This window comes from Streptomyces sp. NPDC037083, assembly GCF_055606485.1.
The window spans coordinates 171,529-191,243 of sequence record NZ_JBVJSQ010000002.1 but is presented as its reverse complement, the minus strand read 5'-3'; the positions used below and the strand labels follow the sequence as shown (position 1 = coordinate 191,243).

General features: G+C 73.1%; 18 protein-coding genes. 7 read left to right on the top strand and 11 right to left on the bottom strand.

Features of this window, described 5'->3' with window-relative positions:
• Positions 1–105 precede the first annotated feature (105 nt).
• From ACZ7DE_RS05670 to ACZ7DE_RS05660, 3 genes are read left to right on the top strand one after another with little or no spacing between them, the layout of a single operon-like run.
• Positions 106–1,557, top strand: a complete 1,452-nt coding sequence (locus ACZ7DE_RS05670) for a glycosyltransferase family 4 protein (RefSeq protein WP_470758370.1) — start codon at positions 106–108, stop codon at positions 1,555–1,557.
• Positions 1,551–2,294 (top strand): class I SAM-dependent methyltransferase, encoded by a 744-nt coding sequence (locus ACZ7DE_RS05665; protein ID WP_470758368.1) that lies wholly within the window; start codon positions 1,551–1,553, stop codon positions 2,292–2,294. The genes ACZ7DE_RS05670 and ACZ7DE_RS05665 overlap by 7 nt, the downstream gene beginning before the upstream one ends.
• On the top strand, positions 2,291–3,361 hold the full coding sequence (locus tag ACZ7DE_RS05660) for a prenyltransferase/squalene oxidase repeat-containing protein (RefSeq protein ID WP_470758367.1): 1,071 nt from the start codon (positions 2,291–2,293) through the stop codon (positions 3,359–3,361). The genes ACZ7DE_RS05665 and ACZ7DE_RS05660 overlap by 4 nt, the downstream gene beginning before the upstream one ends.
• A 21-nt stretch (positions 3,362–3,382) precedes the next feature.
• On the opposite strand, the gene ACZ7DE_RS05655 is transcribed toward ACZ7DE_RS05660, so the two are convergent.
• The 8 genes from ACZ7DE_RS05655 to ACZ7DE_RS05620 all read right to left on the bottom strand — a co-directional run bounded on the left by ACZ7DE_RS05655 (position 3,383) and on the right by ACZ7DE_RS05620 (position 10,725).
• On the bottom strand, positions 3,383–3,673 hold the full coding sequence (locus ACZ7DE_RS05655) for a hypothetical protein (RefSeq protein WP_054238057.1): 291 nt from the start codon (positions 3,671–3,673) through the stop codon (positions 3,383–3,385).
• A 95-nt stretch (positions 3,674–3,768) separates the two neighbouring features.
• Positions 3,769–4,779 (bottom strand): LLM class F420-dependent oxidoreductase, encoded by a 1,011-nt coding sequence (locus ACZ7DE_RS05650; RefSeq protein ID WP_470758365.1) that lies wholly within the window; start codon positions 4,777–4,779, stop codon positions 3,769–3,771.
• A 115-nt stretch (positions 4,780–4,894) separates the two neighbouring features.
• The gene (locus tag ACZ7DE_RS05645) at positions 4,895–5,713 is read right to left on the bottom strand and encodes a DUF5336 domain-containing protein (RefSeq protein WP_470758363.1); all 819 of its coding nucleotides are present in this window, start codon (positions 5,711–5,713) and stop codon (positions 4,895–4,897) included.
• Between the two features lie 175 nt (positions 5,714–5,888).
• Positions 5,889–6,878, bottom strand: a complete 990-nt coding sequence (locus tag ACZ7DE_RS05640) for an N-acetylmuramoyl-L-alanine amidase (RefSeq protein WP_470758361.1) — start codon at positions 6,876–6,878, stop codon at positions 5,889–5,891.
• Positions 6,879–6,901: 23 nt separating this feature from the next.
• Positions 6,902–7,702: a hypothetical protein gene (locus tag ACZ7DE_RS05635; RefSeq protein WP_470758359.1), complete on the bottom strand. Its 801-nt coding sequence runs from the start codon at positions 7,700–7,702 to the stop codon at positions 6,902–6,904.
• A gap of 29 nt (positions 7,703–7,731) precedes the next feature.
• The gene (locus ACZ7DE_RS05630) at positions 7,732–8,274 is read right to left on the bottom strand and encodes a SigE family RNA polymerase sigma factor (protein ID WP_470758357.1); all 543 of its coding nucleotides are present in this window, start codon (positions 8,272–8,274) and stop codon (positions 7,732–7,734) included.
• Between the two features lie 51 nt (positions 8,275–8,325).
• On the bottom strand, positions 8,326–9,759 hold the full coding sequence (locus ACZ7DE_RS05625; RefSeq protein WP_470758355.1) for an MFS transporter: 1,434 nt from the start codon (positions 9,757–9,759) through the stop codon (positions 8,326–8,328).
• Between the two features lie 117 nt (positions 9,760–9,876).
• Positions 9,877–10,725, bottom strand: a complete 849-nt coding sequence (locus tag ACZ7DE_RS05620) for an SDR family oxidoreductase (protein ID WP_470758353.1) — start codon at positions 10,723–10,725, stop codon at positions 9,877–9,879.
• Positions 10,726–11,104: 379 nt separating this feature from the next.
• On the opposite strand from ACZ7DE_RS05620, the gene ACZ7DE_RS05615 reads away from it, so the two are divergent.
• The 3 genes from ACZ7DE_RS05615 (at position 11,105) to ACZ7DE_RS05605 (ending at position 14,514) form a co-directional block, all read left to right on the top strand.
• Positions 11,105–11,770 (top strand): TetR/AcrR family transcriptional regulator, encoded by a 666-nt coding sequence (locus ACZ7DE_RS05615; protein ID WP_470758351.1) that lies wholly within the window; start codon positions 11,105–11,107, stop codon positions 11,768–11,770.
• Positions 11,771–12,001: 231 nt separating this feature from the next.
• Positions 12,002–13,744 carry an MFS transporter gene (locus tag ACZ7DE_RS05610; RefSeq protein WP_470758349.1) on the top strand — a complete coding sequence of 581 codons (1,743 nt, stop codon included), beginning with the start codon at positions 12,002–12,004 and terminating at the stop codon, positions 13,742–13,744.
• Positions 13,745–13,848: 104 nt separating this feature from the next.
• A complete protein-coding gene (locus tag ACZ7DE_RS05605) occupies positions 13,849–14,514 on the top strand; it encodes a class I SAM-dependent methyltransferase (protein WP_470758347.1) in 666 nt (221 codons plus the stop codon).
• Between the two features lie 112 nt (positions 14,515–14,626).
• On the opposite strand, the gene ACZ7DE_RS05600 is transcribed toward ACZ7DE_RS05605, so the two are convergent.
• Genes ACZ7DE_RS05600 through ACZ7DE_RS05590 form a run of 3 tightly spaced genes read right to left on the bottom strand, consistent with a single transcriptional unit; the run spans position 14,627 to position 18,212 of the window.
• Positions 14,627–16,180, bottom strand: coding sequence for a hypothetical protein (locus tag ACZ7DE_RS05600; RefSeq protein WP_470758345.1), 1,554 nt, complete (start codon positions 16,178–16,180; stop codon positions 14,627–14,629).
• Positions 16,181–16,212: 32 nt separating this feature from the next.
• Positions 16,213–16,845, bottom strand: a complete 633-nt coding sequence (locus ACZ7DE_RS05595; protein ID WP_470758978.1) for a response regulator — start codon at positions 16,843–16,845, stop codon at positions 16,213–16,215.
• Positions 16,846–16,874: 29 nt separating this feature from the next.
• Positions 16,875–18,212: a sensor histidine kinase gene (locus ACZ7DE_RS05590; RefSeq protein WP_470758977.1), complete on the bottom strand. Its 1,338-nt coding sequence runs from the start codon at positions 18,210–18,212 to the stop codon at positions 16,875–16,877.
• A 643-nt stretch (positions 18,213–18,855) separates the two neighbouring features.
• Here ACZ7DE_RS05590 and ACZ7DE_RS05585 point away from each other — a divergent pair.
• A complete protein-coding gene (locus ACZ7DE_RS05585) occupies positions 18,856–19,713 on the top strand; it encodes a MaoC/PaaZ C-terminal domain-containing protein (protein ID WP_470758343.1) in 858 nt (285 codons plus the stop codon).
• The last annotated feature ends 2 nt before the right edge of the window (positions 19,714–19,715 follow it).

The window sequence follows — 19,715 nt, the reverse complement described above, 5'->3', positions numbered from 1 at the left end:
CTGCCGGTAGATTCAGAGCCTCCCGAACGATCAAGTCTGAAACTTGTTCTAGATTAGCGTCCCGTCGTAGTCTCGCGGGACAATGCAGGCAGAAGGGGGCCCGGGGTGACCGCTGAGGCCAGTCAGGCAGGGTCTCGGCATGACCTTGCCGCTGACGGCGGGCGACCGCTCAAGATCGCGCTCCTCACCTATAAGGGAAACCCGTTCTGCGGGGGCCAGGGCGTCTACGTACGGCACCTCTCGCGGGAGCTCGCCCGTCTCGGCCACCGGGTCGAGGTGATCGGCTCCCAGCCCTATCCGGTGCTGGACCCCGGGCACGAGGACCGCCTCTCCCTCACCGAGCTGCCCAGCCTCGACCTCTACCGTCAGCCGGACCCCTTCCGCACCCCGAAGCGCGGCGAGTACCGCGACTGGATCGACGCCCTCGAAGTGGCGACGATGTGGACCGGCGGCTTCCCCGAGCCGCTGACCTTCTCGCTGCGCGCCCGCCGCCATCTCCGCGCCCGGCGCGGTGAGTTCGACGTCGTGCACGACAACCAGACCCTGGGCTACGGGCTGTTGGGCGATGTCGGCGCGCCCCTGGTCACCACCATCCACCACCCCATCACCGTCGACCGGCAGCTGGAGCTCGACGCCGCCGAGGGGTGGCGACGGCGCTACTCCGTGCGCCGCTGGTACGGGTTCACCGCCATGCAGAAGCGCGTCGCGCGCCGGCTGCCCTCGGTGCTCACCGTCTCGGGCACCTCCCGCCAGGAGATAGCCGACCACCTCGGCGTCCGCGACGACCGCATCCATGTCGTCCACATCGGGGCCGACACCGACCTGTTCTCGCCGAATCCGGCCGTGGCGCAGACACCCGGCCGGATCGTGACGACGTCCAGCGCCGACGTTCCGCTCAAGGGCCTGGTCTACCTCGTCGAGGCGCTGGCGAAGGTGCGCACCGAGCACCCGCACGCCCACCTCGTCGTCGTCGGCAAGCGCCCGCAGGAGGGGCCCGTCGCCCAGGCGGTCGAGCGGTACGGCCTCGAAGGGGCCGTCGAGTTCGTCAAGGGCATATCCGACGCCGAACTGGTCGACCTGGTGCGTTCGGCGGAGGTCGCCTGCGTGCCGTCGCTGTACGAGGGCTTCTCCCTGCCGGCCGCCGAGGCCATGGCCACGGGCACCCCGCTGCTCGCCACGACCGGCGGGGCGATCCCCGAGGTCGCCGGGCGTGACGGGGAGACCTGCCTGGCCGTGCCGCCCGGCGACGCCGACGCGCTGGCCGCGGGCCTGAGCCGGCTGCTGGCCGACCCCGAGCTGCGGGCACGGCTCGGCTCGGCCGGGCGGCAACGGGTGCTGGAACGGTTCACCTGGGCGCGGGCCGCCGAGGGGACCGTGGCCCGCTACCGAGAGGCGATGGCCGACGGCGGACGCACCCGCACCGCCGAGGCCGCAGCGGCCCCCTCCGCCCCCGCGGCCGCCGCCTCCCTCTCCGCCCCCGAGGCCGCCGTCGCCGAGGTCACCGGCGTCGCCGACGTATCCGAAGCATCCGATCGCGAAAGCAGGGCCACGTGCTGACCGTCGACTTCTCCCGGTTCCCGCTCGCCCCGGGCGACCGAGTCCTGGACCTCGGCTGCGGGGCCGGCCGGCACGCCTTCGAGTGCTACCGGCGCGGCGCACAGGTCGTGGCCCTCGACCAGAACGGCGAGGAGATCCGCGAGGTCGCCAAGTGGTTCGCGGCGATGAAGGAGGCCGGGGAGGCCCCCGAGGGCGCGACCGCGACCGCCATGGAGGGCGACGCCCTCGCCCTGCCCTTCCCCGACGAGTCCTTCGACGTCGTCATCATCTCCGAGGTCATGGAGCACATCCCGGACGACAAGGGCGTGCTCGCGGAGATGGTGCGCGTGCTCAGGCCGGGCGGCCGCATCGCGATCACCGTCCCGCGCTACGGCCCCGAGAAGGTCTGCTGGGCGCTCTCCGACGCCTACCACGAGGTCGAGGGCGGCCACATCCGCATCTACAAGGCGGACGAACTGCTCGAGCGGATCCGCGAGGCGGGCCTCAAGCCCTACGGCACCCACCACGCCCACGCCCTGCACTCGCCCTACTGGTGGCTCAAGTGCGCGTTCGGAGTCGACAACGACAAGGCGCTGCCGGTGCGCGCCTACCACAAGCTGCTGGTCTGGGACATCATGAAGAAGCCACTGGCCACCCGGGTCGCCGAGCAGGCGCTGAACCCCCTCATCGGCAAGAGCTTCGTGGCGTACGCGACCAAGCCGCACCTGCCCACGCTCACCGAGGCGGCCGCCAAGTGACGACGCCCCGGACAGAACACCTCGTCCTGCCCGGGGTCCTCACCGCCGAGCAGGCCGCCGCGACCGTCGCCGGGATCCTCGCCGTGCAGCGGCAGGACGGCGCGATCCCGTGGTTCCGCGGCCACCACCTCGACCCGTGGGACCACACCGAGGCAGCCATGGCGCTGGACGCGGCCGGCGAGCACGAGGCCGCCGAACGCGCCTACACCTGGCTGGCCCGGCACCAGAACGACGACGGCTCGTGGTTCGCGGCCTACCAGGACGGCGACTTCGACCGCGTCACCGACCGGGGGCGCGAGACCAACTTCGTCGCCTACATAGCCGTCGGCGTCTGGCACCACTACCTCTCCACCGGCGACGACACCTTCCTCGACCGCATGTGGCCGGCCGTCTACGCGGCGATCGAGTACGTGCTGCGGCTCCAGCAGCCGGGCGGGCAGATCGGCTGGCGGCGCGACGACGACGGCACGCCGACCGCCGACGCGCTGCTCACCGGCTCCTCCTCGATCCACCAGGCGCTGCGCTGCGCGCTGGCGATCGCCGAGCAGCGCGAGGAGGCGCAGCCGGACTGGGAACTGGCGGCGGGCGCGCTGCGGCACGCCATACGGCGCCACCCCGAGCGGTTCCTCGACAAGGACCGCTACTCCATGGACTGGTACTACCCCGTCCTGGGCGGCGCGTTGACCGGCACGGAGGCCAAGTCCCGCATCGAGTCGGACTGGGAGCGGTTCGTGGTCCCGGGGCTGGGTGTGCGGTGCGTGGTCCCCAACCCGTGGGTCACGGGCGGCGAGTCGGCCGAACTCGCCCTCGCCCTGTGGGCGATGGGCGAGTCCGACCGGGCGCTGGAGATCCTGCAGGCGATCCAGCACCTCCGGGACCCGGAGTCGGGGCTGTACTGGACCGGGTTCGTGTTCGAGGACGAGGCGATCTGGCCCCGGGAGCTGACCTCCTGGACGGCGGGGTCGCTGCTGCTCGCCGTCGCGGCCCTCGGCGGTCACGAGGCCACCTGTGCCGTGTTCGGCGGGGAGCAACTGCCCTCCGGGCTCGAGGCGGACTGCTGCGCCTGAGAGCCCGTGGTCCACGGTGGGTCAGTGGCGGTGGACCCTGTTCGCGATCGCGTGACCGATGAACAGGTACACCACCGCTGCCAGACCGTAGCCGGCCACGACCCTCGCCCACGCCTCGTCGAACGTGAAGAGGTCACGGGACCAGCCGGCCAGCCAGTTGGCGGCGTCATGGACGAACTGGACCAGGTCGTTGCCCCGGTTGGCGTCCAGCAGGTACATGAGGATCCACAGCCCGAGGATGACGGCCATGACGTCCGCGACGACCGCTATGACCGTTCCTGCCGAGTTGGAACCACTGCGATATCGAGACATGTCCTCCGGATTGCCGTTCGATTCTGAATGAAACCTCCGCCGCGTCGGCGGAGGTTCCGTCAGGACGCGCCCAGCCCTCGGCGGCAGAAGACCCGTCAGGAGTTGAGTTCCGCCAGCACCCGCAGCGACGTGCGGTCCGGGGCCACCGCGAGCAGGTCCGTCACCGGGCCCTTGCGCCACGAATCCAGCCGTTCGGCGATGCGTTCGCGGGGGCCGACGAGGGAGATCTCGTCGGCGAACGCGTCCGGCACGGCGAGCACGGCCTCCTCCCGGCGGCCGGCCAGGAACAGCTCCTGGATGTGCCGGGCCTCCTCCTCGTAACCCATGCGCGCCATCAGGTCGGCGTGGAAGTTGCGGCTGGCGTGGCCCATGCCGCCGATGTAGAAGCCGAGCATGGTCTTGACGGCCAGCAGCCCCTCGGCGACGTCGTCGCACACCTTGACCCGTGCCATCGGCGCCACCCGGAAGCCCTCCGGCAACTCCGCGATCCCCGGCCCGTACGCGTCGGGCCGGCTCGGCGACCAGTACAGCGGCAGCCACCCGTCGGCGATCCGCACGGTCTGCGCCACGTTCTTCGGGCCCTCGGCCCCGAGGAGCACCGGCAGATCCGGCCGCAGGGGATGGGTGATGGACTTCAGCGGCCTGCCCAGACCGGTCGCGTCGGGGCCCCGGTAGGGGAGCGGATGGAAGCGCCCGTCCGCCTCGACCGGCGCCTGCCGCCGCAGCACCTGCCGGACGACGTCCACGTACTCCCGGGTCGCCGTCAGCGGTGACTTCGGGAACGGGCGGCCGTACCAGCCTTCGACGACCTGCGGGCCCGACAGGCCGAGCCCGAGCGTCATCCGTCCGCCGGAGAGATGGTCCAGGGTGAGGGCCTGCATGGCGGTCGCGGTCGGGGAGCGGGCGGCCATCTGGGCGACCGCGGTGCCCAGTTCGATCGTCGAGGTGTGTGCGGCGATCCAGGCGAGCGGGGTGAAGGCGTCCGACCCCCAGGACTCCGCCGTCCACACCGATTCGTACCCGAGGCGCTCCGCCTCCCGCGCCAGCTCCACCTGGCCGGGCGCGGGGCCGCGGCCCCAGTAGCCGAGTGCGAGACCGAGTCGCATGACTGCCTCCTGACGGTCCGTCAGTCAACGGGCTGCGAGGGTACGGCAACGGCCCCCCGCCCGGAAGGGCGAAGGGCCGTGCTCACCGCTGTGACGACGCGGCACCGGTCGGGGCTCAGCCGCGCTGGATGCCCGAGGTGTCGCGCAGGACGCCGCGACGGCCGTCCTGGGTCTGGGCGACCAGACCCTGGGCCCCCTGCTCGACGGCCAGGTACCAGGTGCCCGGAGCCAGTTCGGCGATCGGCGTCGGCGCGCCGTCCTCCGCGAACAGCGGACGCGGCACCGGCACCGCGAACCAGAACGGCGAGAAGTCCGCGGCCGGCGGCTGCGCCGGACCCGGCTGGCCGCCGAACGGCTGCCCACCCGGCTGACCCGGCTGCGGCTGACCGCCGAACGCCGACGGCTGCGGCGCGCCCGGGTAGCCGTAACCGGCGGGCGGCTGCGCGCCGTAGGGCTGCGGGGCCTGCGGCTTCGGCGCCGGCACGAGACCCGCCTGCAGGGCCGGGACCAGCGGCGTGGCGACGGCGGCGCCGGCCAGCACCAGCGTGGCGATCAGGGCCAGGATCAGGCCCGTACCGGCGTCGGGGCTGTTCGAGCTGTCGCCGACGTTGTCGTAACCGCCGGACGGGTCGAAGATGTTGCCGAGCGCGCTCCACGCGGCGAAGACCGCGAAAGCCACGCCGAACTGGCCGAGGTCGAGGCCGGCGACCTTGGGCACCTGCGGCAGCCCCCGGCTGACGACCACGAGTGCGGCGCCGATGATCCCCGCGAGAACGACGCCGAACAGCACGGGCCCGCTGTTCCAGAGGTTCGGCAGATCGTAGCTGTCGGGGATCCCGTCGATCGAGTAGAGATCGAAGAACGACGCGACGAACAGCAACACCGCTGCTCCGATCACCACGCCGTCGCCTCGAGTGAGGGAGCGGATATTCACTTCAGGTCCTTCGTCAGTCGTCTCGTCATCGGTACACGCACACACGTATCGGTGGAGGCGTCGCTGTCACCATGCCGCCGTCAGGCCCCGGTGTGAAGCGCGGGGGTGGCCCCTCATCGTAAGGACGACATTATCGTCCGTACGATCGCACTGTCCGCCGGGATCCGCGCGCTGATCACGACCCGCGCAGGAAACTCACGATTCCCTCAGACATCCCCTGCGCCGCCTTCTGCCGCCAGGCGCCACTGGTCAGCAGCGCCGCGTCCTTGGTATCGCGCATGTTGCCGCACTCGATGAACACCTTGGGAACCGTTGACAGATTGAGACCGCCAAGGTCCTCACGCGTGACGAGACCGGTGCCGTCCCCGACGTAGTTGGACGGTGAAGTGTCCGTCGAGCGGGCGAAGTCGCCCGCGATCAGCTTCCCGAGGTCCTTCGACGGGCCGACGACGGCACGGGTGTCCGCGGCGCCCGCGTGCACGGAGCCCGGCAGGATCACGTGGAAGCCGCGGTTGCCGGCCGCCGAGCCGTCGGCGTGGATCGAGACGACCGCGTCGGCGTGCGCCGCGTTCCCGATGCGGGCGCGCTCGTCGACGCACGGCCCGAACGGCCGGTCCCCGTCCTGCGTCAGCTTCACCGTGGCGCCCTGCCGCTGAAGCAGCGTGCGCAGCCGGTGGGCCACGTCCAGGGTGAACTCCGCCTCGGTGTAACCCGAGTTCGTGGACGTCCCCGTCGTGTCGCACTCCTTGCGGTTGGTGCCGATGTCCACCTGGCGGCCGATGTCGGCGGTGTGCCGGAAGTTGGCGGGGTTGTGCCCGGGGTCGATGACGACGACCTTGCCCCGGAGAGGCGCGGCGGCCTGGCTCGGCGGCGCGGACAGGGTGCCCGGCCTCTCGTCGCCGCCGGCCGGCGCGCTCCCCGGGACGCTCGCGGAGGCGCCCGCCCCCGCCGCCCGGTCCGGCCCGCCCTCGCCGACGCCCCCGGTCCCGCCCAGCGCCTCGTACGCCAGCCACCCCAGCAGCGCACCGGGCACGAGCACGGCCAGCGCCACGGTCAGCGGACGACGCAACCGGGACCGGCTGGGCCGGGCGGAGTCGATGGAGTCGGACGGCTGGAACGGGTCGGACGGGTCGAAGGGGTCGGAGTGCGGGCCTGAGTACGACACGCCTGCCACCCTAACGGGCACCCCTAACGCGTCACCTCCGCCGACTGGTACTCGGTGCCCCGCGGGGCCAGACAGACGAACCAGTCGTACGGCGAGTCGTCGATCGTGCGGATGGCCGGGGCGCCGCCGTCGACGCCGGTCCCGGCCGGAGCCCTGTCGACCCGGGTCTTCGTGCCGTCCTTCCAGGTGCACGTGACCTGGCGGGCGGTCTTGGCCACCTGCCCGATCACCAGACGGGCGGGCCCCCGGCCGTACGGGGCGAGCTGGACCGCGACCGCGTCGACGTCCCTGCCGGACAGGGTGTCCCCCTTCTCGGTCAGACCGTGCAGCGTCAGCATCTCCCAGGCGACCTCCTCCTCACCGGTGCTGCGGAGCACGAAGTACGCGCTCTTGCCGACCAGGTCGGCGGCCGTGTTCACGGCCGAGGGAGTCTCTCCGTACGCCGCCATGGCGTGCATCGTGGCGCGGGCGTCCTGGACGTCGACCGGGGCCGGCCAGACGTCGAGGTTGACCCGCCACTCCTTGCCCCCGTCCGTCCCGGACGCGAGCGTGACCCTGTTGGCCGGCTGGAACAGCCACGGGCTGACGCTGACGGCGGGCTGCGTCGCCGCCGGCGCCGACCGGTCCCCGTCGCCCCCCGGCAGCCCGGTGACCGCCAGCGCCCCCGTGGAGCCGACGACCACCAGCGCGGTGGCCGCCGCGACCGCCCAGCGGCGGGTTCTGCGGCGGCGGCCGCCGAGGATCAGCGCCTGGGTGGGGGCTGTGCCGATCTCGACCTCGTCCGCGGCGTCGGCCAGCAGGAGAGCGATGTCGTGCTGTGTCATGTCGTGGTTCGTCTCCCGGTCCGCGTTCATCACTTCCGCCCTCCGTACGTCACCGCGTCCGCCAGTTCCGGTATGGCGCGCAGTTTCGCGATCCCCTTCGCCGCGTTGCTCTTCACCGCGCCGACCGAACAGCCCATCGCCTCCGCCGCCTGGGTCTCGGTCAGGTCCTCCCAGTACCGCAGCACCACCGCCTGCCGCTGCCGCGGGGGCAGCCCGGCCAGCGCCCTGAGCAGGGTGTGCCGGTCGTCGGCCCGGGCGATCAGGTCGCCGGCGTCGGCGATCTCGTGGGCCAGGCGTGAGCCGTCGTCCCTCGGGGCGAGGAACTCACGGAGCTTCCTGCGGTGCCTGCGGGCGTGCGCGTTGATCATCACGCGCCGTACGTACGCCTCCGGTTCGTCGGCCGCGCCGACTCTGCGCCAGGCCACGTAGACCTGTTCCAGCGTCGTCTGGACCAGGTCCTCCGCGGCGTGCTGTTCCCCCGTGAGGAGAAATGCCGTGCGCATCAGCCGCGGCCAGCGGCCGACGACGAAAGCCTGGAACTCCGTGTCCCTGTCCTGCTTCCGATCCCCCATGGGCACCTCCTAGATGTTCAAAGGAGGCCATGAGCGGCCCGGATCGTTGCCTCATCGGGCGGAGATTCTCCGCGGCAGCCACAGGAGCATCAGCACGACCCCGGCCAGCAGCACCCACGTGCCCGTGCGGAACGCCAGCGCGTACCCCTCGGTCAGCGCCTCCGGCGTGCCGCGGCCCGCGGTGCGGGAGGCGGCGATCGCCGACAGCACCGCCAGCCCCAGCGAGCCGCCCATCGTGCGGGAGGTGTTGACCAGGCCGGACACCAGCCCGGCGTCGCCCGGCGCCGCGCCGGAGATGGCCAGCGAGGCCAGCGGGGTCGAGGCCACCCCCGCGCCGAGCATCATCACGACGCCCGGCAGCATGATCCCGGTGACGTATCCGCCGTCGGCGCTCATCGTCGACTGCCAGCCGAACCCGGCCGCCGCCACCAGCGTGCCCGCCGTGGACACGGTGCGGGCGCCCGCCGCGCGCATCAGACGGGGCGCGAGCTTGGAGCCCAGAACGATGGCGAAGGAGCTCGGCATCAGGGCCAGCCCGGCCTCCAGCGGCGAGTAGCCCAGCACGTTCTGCGCGTACAGCGTCATGAAGAACCACATGGAGAACATGGCCGAGCCGCTCACGAACATCGCCGCGTTCGCCGCCGACACCGCGCGCAGCCGGAACAGGCCGAGCGGCATGAGCGGGGCCGCCGTCCGTGCCTCCACGGCGAGGAACGTCCCGATCAGGGCGAGCCCGGCGGCCAGCGGGACCAGGGCGGCCGACGCCGTCCAGCCCTCGGCCTCCGTCTGCGAGATGCCGTACGCGAGCGTGGCGAGGCCCGCCGTGACCAGCAGGGCTCCCGGCAGGTCCAGGCGCCGCCCGTCCCCTGCCCGGCTCTCGGCCAGCCAGATCAGTGAGCCGGCCAGCAGCAGCACGCCGGCCGGCACGTTGATCAGCAGCACCCAGCGCCAGGACATCAGGTCCACGAGCACCCCGCCGACGAGTCCGCCCGCGGCGCCGCCGCCGGCGCCGACCGCCGTCCAGGTCGCGATGGCCCGCGCCCGCGCGGCCCCCTCCGGCACGGCGGAGGTGACGATCGTCAGCGTCGCGGGGGCCAGGACCGCCGCGCCCAGCCCCTGCACCGCCCGGGCGAGCAGCAGCTGCCAGCCGTCCTGGGCGAGGCCGCCGCCGAGTGAGGCCAGGGTGAAGAGGGCGAGGCCGGTGAGGAACATCCGCTTGCGGCCGTAGAGGTCTCCGGCCCGCCCGCCGAGCAGCATGAACCCGGCGAAGGCGATGGAGTACGCGTTCACCACCCACTGCAGCCCCGGGGAACCCATCGCCAGGTCGTCCCGCACCGACGGCAGCGCCACGTTCACCACCGACACGTCGAGCACGACGAGGAACTGGCCCGCGCAGGCGAGCGCCACGAGCAGCCAGGCCGGGGGAGAGGTCCGAAGGGAGGTCCGGGCGCGGGCGGTGTCGGCGGCTTCAAGCATGGGCGTCATGGTCTCAACCGGGTTGCGCACCTTGCACCGGGATTTCGGCCCGGGCCGCGCGCGACGCGTGCCCTTCGGGAAGGAAGGGGGTGAGGTCGTGGCCGTCGGCGACCCCGCCGGCGGCGGTCAGGGGGCGGTGAAGTCGGCGGCGTGATCGGCGGCCCAGGTGGTGAAGGGGCGGGCCGGGTGGCCGGTGAGTTCCTCGACGGCGCGGGTGAGGGCGACGGGCCGGCCGTCCGTGGACGCCCACAAGGCGAGCAGGGCGTCCGCGTAGGCGGCCGGGATGTGCGCCGCCGTCTGCTGCTTCCACTCCTCGGGGGTGACGTGCTCGACCGCGATGCCGACGCCGGTGACGGCGGCGAGCCGTTCGATCTGCTCGGCGAACGTCAGCGACTCGGGTCCGGTCAGGGTGAACCGTCCGCCGCGGTGCCGGGGGTCGGTGAGCACGGCGCGGGCGGCCTCGGCCAGGTCCTTCTCGTGGACGGGGTCGGTGTGGGCGCCGGGGAAGGGCAGGCTGACGGGCCGTCCGGCCTTGACGGGCCAGGCCCAGGCCGCGGCGTTGGAGGCGAAGGAGCCCGGTCGCAGGAGGGTGGTGTCGATCGGCGAGGCGAGCAGCGCCCGCTCCACGGCCAGGTGGGAGGCGGCCAGGAGGTCGTCCTTCGGCTCGTCGCCGAGCATGCCCAGGACGCTGGAGCTGGACAGCACCACGACGTGCGTGACGCCGGCCCGATGGGCCTGGTCGGCGAATTCGGCGATGCGGTCGGCGGCCGCGTAGAGGAAGACGGAGGTGACCCCGTCCAGGGCGGCCGGGAAGGTCGCGGGATCGGTGAGGTCGAGGGCGACCGTCTCGACGCCGGGGGGCGGGGCGAGGTCGGCGGGTCTGGCGGAGCCGACCCGGACGGGCAGGCCGTCGGCGTGCAGGAGCGCGAGCAGCTCGGTGGCGATCGCGCCGCGGCCGCCAGTGATGAGGATCATGTCGTGCCTTTCGGTGGTGCGAACGTCGTTCGTGGCGAACGGTGTTCGTCAAGCAGTCGCCACGCTAGGGAACGAACAGTGTTCGTGTCAAACGTTGTTCGTGGACCGGCTGGCCCTCGTGCCGACCGGGCGGTGGTTGGGTCGATCCGGCGCTCATGCCGGCCGGCGGCGGGGGCGTCGATCCCGGCGCTTGTGCCGACCGGCGGTGACGGCGCGATCTGGCGCTCATGCCGACCGGCGGGAAGGTGCGATTGGGCGCTGTGTGTCGACCGGCGCATGTGTCAGCCGATGCCTGGGCCGACCGGCGTTCGTGTCGACCCGTGTTCGTGTCGATCGCTGTTCGTGTCGACCGGTGTTCGTGTCCCGCTACCCTCTCTGCGTGACCCCCGAGCCGATCAGCCGCCGCGCGCGGCCCGCCAAGGCCCCCCTCAGCCGCGAGGCGATCGTGCGCACCGGGCTGGCCATCCTCGACCGTGACGGGCTGGACGCCCTGACCATGCGCCGCGTGGCCAAGGAACTCGACACCGGGCCGGCCTCGCTCTACGTCTACGTCGCCAACCGCGAGGACCTGATGGCCGCGATGCTGGACGAGGCGCTCGCCCTCGTCCCCCTCACCGCGCCGGGCACCTGGCGGGAACAGCTGCACGCCCTCGTCGCGGCGAGCGTCGAGGCCATGAGCCGGCACGAGGGCCTGGCCGTCGTCGCCCTCGGCGCGATCCCCACCGGGGCCAACGCCCTGCTCGTCATCGACCGCATGCTCGCGCTGCTCAAGGAGGGCGGCCTCGACGACGTCACGGCCGCGTGGGCGGTCGACCTGCTCCACCTCCACATCGCCGCGGCCGCCGCCGAGCACAGCGCCCGCATCGCCAAGGGCGGCGACGAGGGCGGCGCCGTGGCGGACGCCGACCGGCGCTACGCGGCCCTGCCCGCCGACCGCTATCCGATGATCGCCGCGATGCGGCCGGCCCTCTTCTCGTCCGGCGACCGTGACGCCTGGGGCCTGGACGTGCTGCTCAGCGGCATCCTCCAGACCCCGGCGCGCTGAGCGGCGGCCAATCGGCGGACCGGCCGTTCGCCATCCTTCGGCCCGGCGGGCAGCCATCCCCGGGCCGGCGTTCGCGACCCTCCGGGCCGCCGATGAATCGCAGGCGAGCCGGAGCTTTCGTCAAGAGACGTTAAAGAAATCGTTAGTACGCCAAAGCATCGGAATAGTTGCCCATGCATACAGGTTCAGGTCCCATGTAATCCCCGAACCACCGCCCGGAGGCACCCCCTCATGACGCACACGACGACCGACCGGCCCACCCGCGAGGCGAGCGGAGCCGTGGTCCCGGTCCTCGCCTTCGCGGGCATCGTGGTCGCGGTGATGCAGACCCTGCTCGTCCCGGTCATCAAGGACCTGCCGCAGCTGCTGGACACCGCCCCCAGCAACGCCACCTGGGTCCTGACCTCGACGCTGCTGTCGGGCGCCGTGGCCACTCCGATCATGGGCCGCCTCGGCGACCTGTACGGCAAGCGGCGCATGCTCATCGCCAGCCTCGCGGTGATGGTCGTCGGCGCCCTCGTCAGCGCGCTCACCAGCGACCTGCTCACCATGATCGCCGGACGCACCCTCCAGGGCTTCGCCATGGGCGCCATCCCGCTCGGCATCGGCCTGATGCGGGACATGCTGCCCCGCGAGAAGCTCGGCTCGGCGATGGCCCTGATGAGCTCCTCCATCGGCGTCGGCGGCGGCCTCGCCCTGCCCGCCGCGGCCCTGATCGCCCAGCACGCCGACTGGCACGCCCTCTTCTACGGCGCTGCGGGCCTCGGCGCGCTCGCCATCGTCCTCACGCTCCTCGTCGTCCCCGAGTCCCCGGCGCGGGCGGAAGGCACCTTCGACGTCCTGGGCGCGATCGGTCTCTCCACCGGCCTCGTCCTCTTCCTGCTGCCGATCACCAAGGGCAGCGACTGGGGCTGGACCTCCGGCACCACCCTCGGCCTGTTCGCCGCCGCGGCCGTCGTCCTCGTCCTGTGGGGCGTGATGGAGCTGCGCGTGAAGGCCCCGCTGGTGGACCTGCGCACCACGGCCCGGCCCGCCGTCCTCTTCACCAACCTCGCCTCGATCATGGTCGGCGTCTCGTTCTACGTCGTCTCCCTGGTCCTGCCGCAGCTCCTGCAGCTGCCGAAGGCCACCGGCTACGGCCTCGGCCAGTCGATGGTCGTCGCCGGTCTGCTCGTCGCGCCGCTCGGCCTGACGATGATGTTCACCGCGCCCGTCTACGCCAAGCTGTCCGCGAAGTACGGCCCGAAGTTCACCCTGATCCTCGGCATGCTGATCATCGCGATCGGCTACGGCGCCGGTCTCGGCCTGATGAGCGCCGCCTGGCAGAGCCTCGTCATCGCCGTCGTCCTGGGCGCCGGCATCGGGCTCGCCTACTCCTCGCTGCCCGCGCTGATCGTCGGCGCGGTCCCGGCCTCCGAGACCGGCGCGGCCAACGGCCTCAACACCCTGATGCGGTCCATCGGCACGTCCGTCTCCAGCGCCGTCATCGGCATGGTGCTGGCCAACACCGCGAACGACGTCGGCGGGGTCGCGGTCCCGACCATGCACGGCTTCCGCGTCTCCTTCCTGATCGCCACCGCCGCCGTCGCGATCGGCCTGGTCCTCGCCCTCTTCCTGCCCAGGCAGCAACGTCCGGCCACGGTCCCGCAACTGCGCGCCAGCAGCGAGGAGGACGCCAACCTGGCGCGCGCCGAGGAGGCACTGCGGGGCTTCCGCGGCCGGGTCCTGGACGCCGGCGGCGCCCCGGTCGCCCGTGCCAGGGTCACCCTCATCGACCGGCGCGGCCGCCAGGCCGGCGCCACCCTGTCGCAGGAGGACGGCAGTTACGCCCTCGCCGTCCCGGCCCAGGGCGCCTACGTCCTCGCCGCCAGGGCCACCGGACACGGCCCGCTGGCCAGCTCCGCGACCCACGCCGGAGACGAGCGCCCGGTCGACCTGGACCTGGCCCTTCCGGGCGAGACGGTCACCGCCTGACGCCCGCGCCCCCGCGCGCCCCTTTCCGCACCCCCTGTCGCGACGGCGGCCGGGGGTGCGGCAGCATGGGGCGCCCACACCCGCGCACCACCGGAGGCACCCCCATGACCGCGACGCCCGTGACCGCGGCGCCCGAGCCCGAGATCCTGGCCGCGTTCGAGGCGGCGAAGGGGTTCATGCCCGTGGACGAGGGGCTCGCGCTGTACGCGGCCGCCGTCGGGGCGGGCACGCTCGGGCTGCCGCTGCTGGAGGTCGGCACCTACTGCGGACGTTCCACGATCCTGCTCGCGGACGCCGCCCGCCGGGCCGGGGTCAGCGCCCTCACGCTCGACCACCACCGCGGGAGCGAGGAGCAGCAACCGGGCTGGGAGTACCACGATCCGGAGACCGTCGACCCCGAGATCGGTCTGATCGACACCCTGCCCGCCTTCCGCCGGACCCTGCACAGGGCGGGCCTGGAGGAGCACGTCGTCGCCCTCGTCGGGAGGTCGCCGCAGATCGCCGCGTTCTGGAACTCGCCCCTCGGTCTCGTCTTCGTCGACGGCGGCCACACCGACGAACACGCCACGTCCGACTACGAGGGCTGGGCGCCGCATGTCGCCGAGGGTGGGCTCCTCGTCATCCACGACGTGTTCCCCGACCCGGTCGACGAGTTCACCGGCCAGGCCCCCTACCGCGTCTACCTGCGCGCCCTGCAGTCCGGGGCCTTCACGGAGGTCTCGGACACCGGCTCCCTGCGGGTGCTGAGGCGCACGGGCGCGGGGATCTAGGGACCGCCACCCGAGGATCCGGGCCGGCCGAAGCTCCGGGACCGCCGCCGACGGGCCGGGACGGTCGTGAAGCCGGGGCCGGCCGAGAGACCCGGGCCGGTCCGGGGCCGCGTCAGGCCGGGTGCGGGCCGCGGCGGCCGTGACGGCGGCGTCGGCGCACGACCACCGCCGCCGTTACGGCCGCCGCGGTGACCAGGGTCGCCGGCACCAGCACGGCGGGCCGCAGGACGGACCGGTACGGCGGGGCGGGGGAGGCCTCCAGCGGGATCGCCGCGACGTCGTTGCCGGGCGTGCGGTCGAACGGGTTGTACGTACGGATGACGCCCTTCGCGCCCGGGACCTGCCGGTCGATGCGGATGTGGAAGTCGACGGCGGTCGTGCCTCCTTCGTGCCGCACCTCGTGGAAGCGGTCGTTGCCGATCTCGCAGACGAACGCCCCGCCGGGCTTTCCGGGCCGGTCGCACGCCCACCGCCCGCCGTCCTCCTCGAAGCGGTACGGGATGGAAGTGACCGTCGTGCCCTCCGGCGGGACCACCTCGAAGCGGCCCGGCTCGTCGTCGTTCCGCAGCCGGCCGGGGCCGAGGTCCTCCACCCCGAGCCGGACCTTCACCGTGTCGCCGACCCGGCCCCGCACGGCCGAGGTCACCGGGCGGTAGTCGTCCTGCACGGTGGTGGTGACGCCGACCCTGCCGTGGCCGTCGTCGAACCCCTGCTTCGCGGTGCGCACCAGCGTGAGCGGCGCTCCCCTGCCGCGCACGGTGTGCCCGGCAGGCTTCACCGGAGCCGACGACCAGGTGTAGGTCACTTCACCGGCCGTTGCGTCGGGCCGCGTGACCGAGTAGACCAGCGGGGCGCTCGTGCGGTACGCCGCGCCCGGGGCGACCTCGGCCGGGAACGTGCACCACGCCGAGGTGGGCGAGGGCCCCGAGTAGAAACAGTTGCTGTGCCGGGCCGTCAGCGTGATGCCGTCCGACACGTCGACCTGCACGGCGACGCCGTGTTCCGCGGGGAAGCGCGTGTTGTCGGCGACCCTCGGGGTCAGCGTCGCGGGCTTCCCCGGGGCCAGCCCACTCACGCCCTTCTCCTGGCCGGGCGCGGACAGCGTCGGACCGCCGACGGTCATCCGGGTGGTGCCGGTCACGGTGGCCGCGTTGTCGGCGGTCGCGGTGTACGTCACCGTCCCGGCGGCGCCGGGACGGACACCGTCGACGCCGAGGAGGACGAGCGGGTCATAGCTCTCGCCGTCGCCGTTCTGCAGGTCGCCGTAGTGGCACGTGAAGACCGGACCGTCGCCCTCGCACATCCCCCCGCCCCCGAGCCGGGCCACGCCCTCCACCCCCGACGCGTCCACGACGACCGTGACGTTGCGCGCCGGTTCGCCTCCCTCGCTCGGCTCGACGAAGACCGGGACGTGGAAGTCGTCGTTCGTCGCCCTGGCCCCCTCGTCGGCGTTGTACATGACGAACGTCTTCACGGTCTCGAACCGCATCACGACCCGGCCGGCGCCGTCGGCGCCCTCGGCACCGGCGGCGTCCCCGGCCGCGGCGGGCGCCGGCGCGAACACGGCCATGAGCACGGCCGCGAGAGCCGTCGCGAGCGCCACCGCCAGGGCGGTCTCGCGGCTGGGGGGACGCCTCGGGATCGATGCCGGTATCGGTAAAGGCATCCCGGCACTATGCCACCGCCCGGTCCGGCCCCCTACAGCCAGCCTTTCTGCCGGGCGTCCCGCATCGCCTCCATGCGGTTGCGCGTGCCCGTCTTGCCGATGGCGGAGGAGAGGTAGTTGCGGACCGTGGACTCCGACAGGTGCAGCCTGGCGGCGATGTCGGCGACCGTCGCGCCGTCGACGGAGGCCTTGAGGACGTCGCGCTCGCGGCCGGTGAGCGGGTTCGGGCCGGCGCTCAGCGCGGCCGCGGCCAGCGCCGGGTCGACGACCGTCTCGCCGGTCAGCACCCGGCGGATCGCTGCCGCCAGTTCCTCCACCGGATCGTCCTTGACCAGGAAGCCCGCGGCCCCGGCCTCCATCGCCCGGCGCAGGTAGCCGGGGCGGCCGAACGTGGTCAGGATCAGCACCCGGCAGTCGGGTACCTGCTCGCGCAGCTCGGCGGCGGCGTCCAGGCCGCTCATGCCGGGCAGTTCGATGTCCAGGAGCGCGATGTCCGGGCGGTGGACGAGCGCCGCGTCCACGATCGCGTCCCCGGCGCCCACCTGGGCGACCACCTCGATGTCGGGCTCCAGCCCCAGCAGCAGGGCCAGCGCCCCGCGCATCATGCCCTGGTCCTCCGCGAGCAGCACCCTGATCGACTTGGCGGGGCGACGGTCGCTCGGCATCTCGTTCACCGGCCGGCCCGGCATCTCGTTCACGGGCCAAGATTAGGGCCGACGGCGACGGACGGCGCCGTGTCTGCGGCCTCCGATTCCCCCAACCCCGCTTCCGCCTCACCGCCCCCGAGACGGGCTCCGTCTCCGGCCTTGGCCCGATCGCCGTCGCTTTCGCCGTGCGCGGCCCGGTCGCCGTCCCCGTCGCTGCCCCCGTGCGCGGACCGGTCGCCGTCCCCGTCTCCGGCCCGATCGCCGCCCCCGTCCCTCTCGCCGTCCCCGGTCGCGTCCCCGCCCGCGTCCGTCGGGAGTTCCGGCGGCGGCTCTGTCGGGAGTTCTGCCGTGACCGTGAAGCCGCCGTGTGGGGCCGGGCCCGCCGTCAGGGCGCCGCCCGCCGTCGCCAGGCGCTCGTGCAGGCCGGTCAGGCCGGTGCCGCCGCCTTGCGCGCAGCGGTCGCCGGCGCCCGTGCCGCGGCCGTCGTCCGTCACCGTCAGCCGGACCCGCTCCGGCGCGGCCGTCACGGTGATCCGGCAGCGCGTCGCGCCGCTGTGCCGGACGACGTTGGTGACCGCCTCGCGCACCACCCAGCCCAGCAGGGCCGAGGTCTGCGGGTCCGGCGGCGGCCCGGACCGGGTCATCGACGCTTCGACGCCCGCCGCCGTCAGTGCCGAGCGGGCCCGGTCCAGCTCGCCGGCGAGACTGCCCTCGCGGTAGCCGGTGACCGCCTCCCGGATCTCGGTCAGCGCCTGACGGCCGACCGCCTCGATGTCGGTGACCTGGGCGAGAGCCGCGTCCATGTCACGCGGCGCCAGCCGCCTGGCCGCCTCCGACTTCACCACGATCACCGACAGGGTGTGGCCGAGCAGGTCGTGCAGATCGCGGGAGAAGCGCAGCCGCTCCTCCTCCACGGCCCGGCGGGCCAGCTCCTCGCGGGCGGCGCGCAGCTCCCGCACGGCCTCGGAGAGGGACAGGATCGCGGCCGTCACCATGGTCGAGATCCAGGTGGCATAGGCGATGGTGAGGCCGTCCCAGCCGTCGCGGAAGCAGGCGACCGCGCCGGCCAGGACGGCGACGACCGTGCCGAGGGTGCGCAGTTGGGGCCCGCGCAGGACCGCGCCCGTCGCGAGGCCGAACAGCGGGAGGAACAGGAGCCAGCTGCCGCCGTAGGCGAGCGCGAGCGAGCAGGTCACCAGGCCCATCAGGGCCAGCGCCACCCGGGTGGAGGTCGCCTGACGGGTTTCCCTCACGAAGGCGCGGACGGCGACGTAGATGTAGAGGGAGTTGAACGTGATCAGCCCGAGGCCGCCGATCCACGGGTTGGGCGTCTCGCCGTGGAAGAGGTTGGAGATGGAGCCCATCCCCATCAGCAGCCACGGCATCAGGGAGAAGGCGCCGGCGGGCGGCCCCGGGTCCTCGGGGACCTGTCCGGCTTGCTGCGTGACGTGCTGGGCGGCCTGCTGCACGGCGCCGGGCCGCGCTGTGCAGACGTCCCTGTACCGGGATGTGAGGCGCCCCTCGTCGCTCTTCCCGGACGGCCGCTGCTCGCGTGCCTCCCGGAATGCCGAGCGCCAGGCAGCCCTGCGGCACCCCTGACGGCGCCCCCGTTTCCCCGACGAACCTCTTGATCCTGTCGCCCCTGTAGCACCTGTCGATTCCGTCGACCGTGTCATGGTCCCGTCCCCCGTTTCCGTGCTCGCGGACCCCCCGCTTGCGGGTGGTGTGGCTGTCTCCGACGCTACGGTTGCGGACCGGTCCGCGGCAGTGTCCGGATGTACGCACCCGGCCGGGACAAATGTCACCGGCGACGGTTTCTGACATACCGTCAGTCGTCTTCACAAGTATCGGGGGCTGGGCTATACAGGGGGTCGCCGCACTGGAACGCGTTCTAGATCTGTTCTGGCTCGTACGGGTTCCGCGGCCCCGTCGCGACCTCGGTGCGGCCGATCGGTGCGGACGGCCGTGCCGAGGTCTCCGAACGAAACGATGTGATCGAACCGATCGATCCGAGCGATCAGGAGCTCCATGCCCATCGACGCAGCCAAGGCGCTCGCCGCCGAACCACGGACCGGCGAGATCACCTGGAACCGCCGGGACGTCCAGCTGTACCACCTCGGCATCGGCGCGGGCGTCCCGGCCACCGACCCCGACGAACTGCGCTACACGCTGGAGTCCCGGCTGCACGTCCTGCCGAGCTTCGCCACCGTCGCGGGCGCCGGCTCGCCCGGTGTGATCAGCGGACTGTCCATGCCGGGCGTCGACGTCGACCTCGCCCGCGTCCTGCACGGCGGCCAGCGCCTGGAGATCCACCGCCCCCTCCCGGCGGAGGGCAGGGCGACCGCCACCGGGCGCATCGCCGCCGTGTACGACAAGGGCAAGGCCGCCGTCCTCGTCATGCGCACCGAGGTCGCCGACGCGGACGGGCCGCTGTGGACCAACGACGCCCAGATCTTCGTCCGCGGCGAAGGCGGCTGGGGCGGCGACCGGGGCCCGTCCGCCCGGCTCGAACCGCCCGCCGGCGATCCCGACAAGGAGGTCGAGCGGGCCGTCCGCGAGGACCAGGCCCTCCTCTACCGCCTCTGCGGCGACTACAACCCGCTGCACGCCGACCCCGAGTTCGCGAAGCTCGCCGGGTACGACCGGCCCATCCTGCACGGCCTGTGCACCTACGGCATCACGCTCAAGGCCGTCGTCGACACCCTGCTCGACGGGGACGTCACCCGGGTGCGCTCCTACTCCACCCGGTTCGCCGGGGTGGTGTTCCCGGGGGAGACCCTGCGCATCCGCATGTGGCGCGCGGAAGGGGCGGTGCGGGTGGCCGTGAGCGCCGTGCAGCGGGACGACGCACCCGTCCTCGCCGACACGCTCGTCGAACACTCCTGAAC

Coding starts and splice junctions, on each gene's coding strand:
- ACZ7DE_RS05655 (WP_054238057.1), bottom strand. CDS start 3,673: ATGTCTCGATATCGCAGTGGTTCCAACTCGGCAGGAACGGTCATAGCG.
- ACZ7DE_RS05650 (WP_470758365.1), bottom strand. CDS start 4,779: ATGCGACTCGGTCTCGCACTCGGCTACTGGGGCCGCGGCCCCGCGCCC.
- ACZ7DE_RS05635 (WP_470758359.1), bottom strand. CDS start 7,702: ATGACACAGCACGACATCGCTCTCCTGCTGGCCGACGCCGCGGACGAG.
- ACZ7DE_RS05630 (WP_470758357.1), bottom strand. CDS start 8,274: ATGGGGGATCGGAAGCAGGACAGGGACACGGAGTTCCAGGCTTTCGTC.
- ACZ7DE_RS05625 (WP_470758355.1), bottom strand. CDS start 9,759: ATGACGCCCATGCTTGAAGCCGCCGACACCGCCCGCGCCCGGACCTCC.
- ACZ7DE_RS05620 (WP_470758353.1), bottom strand. CDS start 10,725: ATGATCCTCATCACTGGCGGCCGCGGCGCGATCGCCACCGAGCTGCTC.
- ACZ7DE_RS05610 (WP_470758349.1), top strand. CDS start 12,002: ATGACGCACACGACGACCGACCGGCCCACCCGCGAGGCGAGCGGAGCC.
- ACZ7DE_RS05605 (WP_470758347.1), top strand. CDS start 13,849: ATGACCGCGACGCCCGTGACCGCGGCGCCCGAGCCCGAGATCCTGGCC.
- ACZ7DE_RS05600 (WP_470758345.1), bottom strand. CDS start 16,180: ATGCCTTTACCGATACCGGCATCGATCCCGAGGCGTCCCCCCAGCCGC.
- ACZ7DE_RS05595 (WP_470758978.1), bottom strand. CDS start 16,845: ATGCCGAGCGACCGTCGCCCCGCCAAGTCGATCAGGGTGCTGCTCGCG.
- ACZ7DE_RS05590 (WP_470758977.1), bottom strand. CDS start 18,212: ATGCCGTGGCTGCTGATGGGGATGGGCTCCATCTCCAACCTCTTCCAC.
- ACZ7DE_RS05585 (WP_470758343.1), top strand. CDS start 18,856: ATGCCCATCGACGCAGCCAAGGCGCTCGCCGCCGAACCACGGACCGGC.